This window comes from Blattabacterium cuenoti (assembly GCF_014252075.1).
In the GTDB taxonomy this organism is placed as follows: Bacteria; Bacteroidota; Bacteroidia; order Flavobacteriales; family Blattabacteriaceae; genus Blattabacterium; species Blattabacterium cuenoti_AC.
The window spans coordinates 347,366-355,000 of sequence record NZ_CP059209.1; the positions used below are offsets into that span (position 1 = coordinate 347,366).

Annotated in this window: 3 protein-coding genes (1 of these 3 running past the window's edge); 2 read left to right on the forward strand and 1 reads right to left on the reverse strand. The window is 28.1% G+C overall.

Annotated features, from left to right (window positions below; all coding sequences use genetic code 11):
• Positions 1 to 136: 136 nt before the first annotated feature.
• Entirely contained in the window at positions 137 to 4,441 is a 4,305-nt protein-coding gene (dnaE, locus tag H0H47_RS01655; RefSeq protein ID WP_185865771.1) for a DNA polymerase III subunit alpha, read from the reverse strand.
• A 171-nt stretch (positions 4,442 to 4,612) separates the two neighbouring features.
• Between dnaE and rpsA the strand changes: the two genes are divergently transcribed.
• Together rpsA and H0H47_RS01665 are read left to right on the forward strand one after the other, a co-directional pair.
• Positions 4,613 to 6,418 carry a 30S ribosomal protein S1 gene (gene rpsA / locus H0H47_RS01660; RefSeq protein WP_185865772.1) on the forward strand — a complete coding sequence of 602 codons (1,806 nt, stop codon included), beginning with the start codon at positions 4,613 to 4,615 and terminating at the stop codon, positions 6,416 to 6,418.
• Positions 6,419 to 6,438: 20 nt separating this feature from the next.
• On the forward strand, positions 6,439 to 7,635 hold the 5' portion of the coding sequence (locus H0H47_RS01665; RefSeq protein ID WP_185865773.1) for a ribonucleoside-diphosphate reductase subunit alpha. It continues 516 nt past the right edge of the window; only the first 1,197 of its 1,713 coding nucleotides appear in the window; the start codon lies at positions 6,439 to 6,441; its stop codon lies beyond the right edge, outside the window.

A 7,635-nucleotide genomic window follows, 5' to 3' on the forward strand; every position in this document is an offset into this window, starting at 1 on the left:
AAAAAAATAAATGAGTTGTAACGATTGGTAGGAGTATGAATTATGCTTCATATATTTTACTTTTACTGTACTACAAATTTAATAAAGTCTTTTTAATTAATCTCAGTCTTTCTACTTCCCTTGATATTGATAAGTTTTAATTTAAACAAAAATTTAATCCGTTTATTTTTTCTAATTTCTTTAAAAAACTTGAATTAATATCAATTCCATATTTTCTAGACTCGAAATTTAAAAAAATTCTATTTTCCTTATCATAAAGAACAATATTTAGTTTTTTATTTCCTATTTGTTGAGAAAATAACTTTTCTATATTACTAATAATTGTGTTATTCAAATCATTAATATTAATTTTTACTATTAGTTTAAGTACTAATTTTTGGAGAACATCTTTTAAATTTTCTATATGAAAAATATTTATTTTATATTCTTTATATTTTGATTTTTCAAGAGAAAAACATAAATACAATAAACTGTTACTCAATAAAATTGGTTCATATTTCAAATACTGTTGTCCGTAAATTCTGAACTCTTTAGAAGAATTATAATCTTCTAATAAAAAAAGACCATATTTGATCCCACTTTTTACATATGTTTTTTTTTCTACTTTGGATAAAAGTCCACATATATGGATTTTTTTTCCTACAAGGATCGATTCTTTTTTATTTAGCTGATCTAATGAGATATTAGTAAAATATTTCATTTCATAATAATAATCATCTAAAGGATGTGCAGAAGCATAAACACCTAAAACTTCTTTTTCTTTGGATAATTTATATATATTGCTCCATAAATCACATTCCATTATAACAGGGGGATCCACTTTCATTTCAATATTTTTATTTTTTGCTTTTTGAAATTTTGATCCAAATCGAATAGTTTTTTCCAAAACGTTTAATTTCTCATCAAATCCGATATGAAAGTATTGTTCTCTATGTATATGAAAACAGTCTAAAGATCCAGATAGAATTAAACTTTCCAAAGTTTTTTTATTCACTATACGTAAATCAATTCTTTTGACCAGATCAAAAATAGAGGTGAATGGTCCGTTTTTTTCTCTTTCTTGAAGAATGATTTTAACAGCATTTTCTCCAACTCCTTTTATTCCTGTAAGACCAAATCGAATACTGTTCTGATCAGTTACTTCAAAAAAAGAATTACTATTATTTATATCTGGATTAATCACAGGAATATTCATTTTTTTGCATTCTTCTATGAAAAAAGTAAGCTGTTTAATATTATGCATATTATTACTTAATACAGAAGCCATATATTCATATGGAAAATGAGCCTTCAAATAAGCAGTTTGAAAAGCGATATAGGCATAACATGTAGCATGAGATTTATTAAAAGCATAACAAGAAAAATATTCCCAATCTTTCCATATTTTTTCTAATATATTTTTAGAATACCCTTTTATCATGGCTTTCTCAATAAATTGATTTCTCATTTTATTGAGAACTTCTTTTTGTTTTTTCCCCATAGCTATCCTAAGAATATCCGCATCTCCTTTGCTGAAATCAGCTATTTTTTGAGCTATTAACATAACCTGTTCTTGGTATATTGTTATTCCATAAGTTTCTTTTAAAAACTCCTCCATTTCTGGCAAATCATAGGTTATGGCTTCTTTTCCGTGTTTTCTAGATATAAAATTAGGAATATATTGTAAGGGACCAGGTCTATACAGTGCAGTCATTGCTATTAAATCATCAAATTTATCAGGTTTAAGTTGACGTAAGTATTTTTGCATCCCTGGAGATTCATATTGAAAAACAGCAATCGTTTCTCCCTTTTGAAAAAGATAATAAGTTTTTTTATCTTCTAAAGGAAATAAAAATTCTGTATTAATATTTTTTCGTCTTTTTTTTACGAGATTCACAGCATCTTTAATAATAGTCAGAGTTTTTAATCCTAGAAAATCCATTTTTAATAAACCAGCATGTTCTACAACATGATTATCAAATTGTGTAAGCAATAAATCAGATTCTTTTGACACAGAAACCGGAATATATTCTTTAATATCGTATGGACTTATTATAATGCCACAAGCGTGTATCCCTGTGCTTCTTATAGTTCCCTCTAAAATTTTTGCTTGCTGCAAAACTTTCCCCTCTAAGGAATCTTTATTGTTCGCTATCTTTCTAATTTTTTGTATATTATTTATTTCTTCTTTATTAATTTTTTCTATGGAATAATTTTCTGATAAAATAGTTTTTAATGATAACATATTCGGAATCATTTTCGCGAGAAAATCTGTTTCTTTTAAAGATAAGTTTAATACACGTCCAGTATCCCTAATAGATGATTTAGCGCCCATTGTTGCATATGTTATGATTTGTGCTACTTGATGTTTCCCATATTTTTGAACTACCCATTCAATTATTTTTTCACGTCCTTTATCGTCAAAATCAATATCAATATCTGGTAAAGAAATTCTATCCGGATTTAAAAAACGTTCGAAAAGAAGATGGTATTTTATTGGATCTATATTGGTGATCCCTAAACAATAAGCAACAACGGAGCCTGCTACTGATCCTCTTCCAGGTCCAACTGAAATATTCATTTTTCTAGCTTGATGAATAAAATTGTGAACAATAAGGAAATAACCAGGATACCCAATTTTTTCTATTGTTTTTAACTCAAAAATAATTCTTTCTTGGATTTTTTTTGTGAAATTTTTATAACGTTTTTTAGCTCCTTCATAAGTGATTTTTTTTAAAAAGCGATTTTCTCCTCTATTTCCTCCGTCCATTTTATCCATAGGATCTTCAAAAAATTTTGGAATTTGAAATTTTGGAAGCAATATTTTATGTGAAAGATGATAAGATTCGATTTTGTTAATCAATTCCTCTAAAAAATCAAAAGACTCTGGAAGATCAGAAAATATTTTTTTCATTTCTTCTGAACTTTTAAAATAAAATTCATGATTGGGAAAACCGAATCTATAACCTTTTCCTTTTCCTATAGGTGTTGATTGTTTTTCTCCATTTTTTACACAAAGCAAAATATCATGCGCATTTGCCTCGTTTTGATCTAAATAGAAAGTATTGTTTTGAACAATATATTTTACATGATATTTTTTAGAAAATTTGAGTAATATATTATTAACATGATCTTCTTCTTCTAATCCATGACGTAATAACTCTATATAGAAATCATCTCCAAAAAGTTCCTTCCACCATAAAAAAATTTTTTCCGCTTTTCTTTCACCATAATTAAGGATAGTATACGGAATTTCTGCATTGAGATCTCCAGTAAGGGCAATTAAATTTTCCTTGTACTTTTCAATTAATTCTTTTCCAACCCTAGGAACCCCAGCATAAAAACCTTCTGTAAACCCAAGTGAACAAAGTTTTGCTAAATTGTGATAACCTTTTTTATTTTTAGATAAAAAAACTTGTTGATACCGTTTATCCGGTTCATCTTTTGTAAATTTTTTTTGCAAATAATTGTTTGAAAAAAAAACTTCACAACCAATGATTCCTTTAATCGATTTTTGGGGATAATATTTTTTATTTATAGAATGAATAGCATTTAAAAAACGAAAAGATCCCATTAAATTTCCATAATCTGTTATTGCTACAGCTGGCATATTAAAACGTATAGCTCTATCAACCAAGGATTGTATATCTACAGTAGAATAAAGGATAGAAAAATAAGTGTGATTGTGAATATGAGAGTATTTTTTTTTTTTCAATTCTTCTTTCAATCTCTCTCCATTATTATTAAAGTTTATTTTTTCTTTTTTCTCTACTGCAGATGTAGGGAAAGACAAAGAAGAATCAAAAGATACTATAGAGGAAGAAATTTTAGATGAATATTTATTCTTGAATTTTAAGATTGTATTTTCTTCCATTCCTATATCTTGATGTGATATGATTCCAATACGTAGTAGCTCTAAAAAACAACGAGCCGTAGCTTTTACGTCATTTGCCGCATTATGAAGATTGGGGATATTTTCTTCGAAAAGTTTTTGATATAATTCAGATAACGTGGGCCATTTGAATTTTTTTCTATTCCCTGACAATTTGCAATAAGAAACAGAAACTACTTTTGTATCTAATATTTTTTTCTTTAGAAAAGAAATTTCTGTTTTTTTTCTAAAAAATTCACTTTCTATAACTTTTCTATCAAATTCTAAATTATGTCCAATTAAACATTGAGACTTTTCAAGAGAATTTCGAAATTCACGAAGAACAAAACTCAAATCGACTCCATATTTTTCAGCTTTATCATTAGTAATCCCATGAATTTTAAAAGCATTGAAAGGAATATCATAATGATCAGGCTTGATAATAAAATTTTTAAATTCTATTAAATTTCCTAGAATATCATGACTTTGCCATGAGAATTGTACAATTCTTGGCCAATTATCTGTATGAGTAATTGGAAAATTATAGGATATAGGCAATCCTGTTGTTTCTGTATCAACAATGAGGTACATTTTATTTGAATTAGTAGAAAAAGTTACTGAAAAATTATTAGTTTTGTATTATCTGTTTTTTTCGTAAAAATTAAATAAATAAACGAGAATATTCGATTCTAATTTCTCTATCCATATTTGTTCATTGTTCATATAGACAGAGAAAAAAATAGAAAAAAAATAATAAAAATTATGTCTAATCAAACCGAAGAAATAAAAAGAAAAGAATCCCCTTTATCTGATAATGACAAATTGAATGATCAGGGAAAAATAGAAACAAGTTTCGATTGGACGAAATATGAAACTCATTTAAATGATGATATACTGGAAGAAAGAAAAAAATTTGAAGAATTATACACAAAAACTTTACCCAATATTCAAGAATTGGAAATATATAAAGGAGTAGTAACACACATTACGGATAAAACTGTTATTGTAGATATTGGATTTAAAGCAGAAGGAGCAATTCCTATAAGCGAATTTAGAGAAAATTCAAATATTCAAGTTGAAAGCAAGATAGAAGTTATGGTTGTGAAAATGGATTATAAAGGACAATGTATTCTTTCGTATCAAAAGGCAAAAATGTTGAGAAATTGGCAAAAAATCAATGAATCCTACGAAAAATCAGAAGTGATATTAGGCTATGTTGCGGCTAGAACAAAAGGAGGACTGATTGTTGAGATATTTGATATTGAATGTTTCTTACCTGGATCACACATAAATGTGAAACCTGTTCGAGATTATGACACTTACGTGGGAAAAACTATGGAAGTTAAAGTAGTTAAGATTAATCAAAAAACAAAAAATGTAGTCGTTTCTCATAAAGTATTAATAGAAAGAGATATTGAAGAACAGAGGAAAGAGATGATCTCAAAATTGGATAAAGGTCAAGTTTTAGAAGGAAAAATAAAAAACATTCTTCCTTATGGCGCTTTTGTAGATTTAGGAGGAGTGGATGCTTTACTTCATATTACCGATATGAGTTGGCCACACATCAATCATCCCACAGAAGTTGTTCAATTAGAACAAGAATTAAAATTTGTAGTTTTAGGAGTAGACAAGGAAAAAAATCGTGTACAATTGGGATTGAAACAATTGCAACCTCATCCTTGGAACTCTTTAGATAAAGATCTAAAGGTAGGAAGTAGAGTAAAAGGAAAAGTCACTGTTTTGGCAGATTATGGAGCATTTGTAGAAATTATACCAGGAGTGGAAGCCTTACTGCACATTAGCGAAATGTCTTGGTCTACTGATTTGTCTTCCCCACAAGATTTTTTGCAAATAGGAGATGAATTAGAAGCTGTCATCTTGACGATAGACCGTCAAGAAAGAAAAATGTCTTTAAGTGTAAAACAACTTACTAAAGATCCTTGGATTGATATACAAGATAGATATCCTATAGGATCTAAACATATTGGATTTGTCAAAAAATTTACAAGTTTTGGGGTTTTTTTGAAATTAGAGAAAGGAATATCTGGAGTTATTTACACTAATGATCTTTCATGGATCAAAAAAATTAAACATTCTTCTGAATTTTGCAATATAAACGATGAATTAGAAGTTATTGTACTTTCTTTAGATCCTCAGGCTAGAAGAATAAACTTAGGACATAAACAACTAACGGAAAATCCATGGGATAAGTATGAGAAAAATTATTATGTAGGAAGCATTCATAATGGAATAATATCAAATTTATTTGATAAAGGAGCTTCTGTTAAATTTTCACAAAATCAAGAAATTGAAGCCTTTTCCCCATTACGTTTTTTAGAAAAAAAAGATGGAAGTATCCTTAAAAAAGGAGAAAAAACTAATTTTAAGGTAATAGAATTTAATAAAGAAACTAAAAAAATTGTGGTTTCTCATACATCTATTTATCGTGATAAAGATAAGAAGAAAGAACAACGTGTGAGAAACAGAAAATTTGAGAGATCCACTCTTGGTGATATAGAAGGATTGGCTAAACTAAAAGAGCAAATAGAAAAAGAAAAAAATAAATAGAAATATAGTTCTAAAAAAAAATGGAAACACACCCTATTGCAGAAAAAGAAGGATGGAAAGTTGGAAAAGATTTTCCTGTTTGGGCTAACAATGAATTATATTTGACTACAATTAAAGGTGGATACTTATTAGATGGAGAAACTCCTTTTGAAGCATACAAAAGATTAGCAAAAAATGCAGCAAAAATTCTTAAAAAGCCAAAAATAGAAGGAGATTTTTTTAATATTTTTTGGAAAGGGTGGCTAATTCCTTCTACTCCAGTAATGGTAAACCTAGGAACAGAAAAAGGTTTACCGATCAGTTGTTTTTCGGGAAGAATTGGAGATAGCATGTATGAGATATATAGAAAAAATTTAGAGATGGCTATACTTAGTAAACATGGAGGAGGAACATCATATGATTTTAGTTTGGTTAGATCTGTAGGTAGTCCTATAAAAAATGGAACATTAGGAACTTCTGATGGAATTATTCCTTTTATTAAATCATATGATAGTGCAATAGTGGCTAGTAAACAAGGTAGAACACGAAGAGGTGCTGTAGCTATCTATTTAAATATAGAACATAAAGAGTATCCAGAATTTCTAAAAATAAGAGAACCTAAAGGGGATATTAATCGTCAATGTCACAATGTTCATCAGGGCGTGATAATTTCTAATTCATTTATGGAAAATGTATTGAAAAAAAACGGAAAAGAAAGAGCTTTGTGGCTAAATACTCTTAAAGAACGTGTAAAAACAGGAGAACCATATCTCTTTTTCAAAGACAATGCTAATCAAAATCTTCCAGAAAATTGGAAAAAAAACGGATTAAAAATACATCATAGTAACCTCTGTTCAGAGATAATGTTACCAACAGACGAAAATCATACTCTTGTATGCTGTCTTTCTTCTCTAAATCTATATAAATATGTAGAATGGAAAAATTCAAAAACTGTTTTTTATGCTATTTTATTTCTTGATGCTGTTTTGCAAGAATTTATTGATAAAGGGAAAAATATAAGAGGAATAGAGGATGCTGTTCGTTTTGCAGAAAAAAGTAGAGCTTTGGGATTGGGGGCTTTAGGTTGGCATTCGTATTTACAATCTAACATGATTCCTTTTATCTCTGTTAAATCTGAAATATTGACACATAATATATTTAGAAAAATACAATTGGAATCTCAAAAAGCTACTAAGTATTTAGCTAAAGAATATGGGGAATCAGAATGGAATATAGGA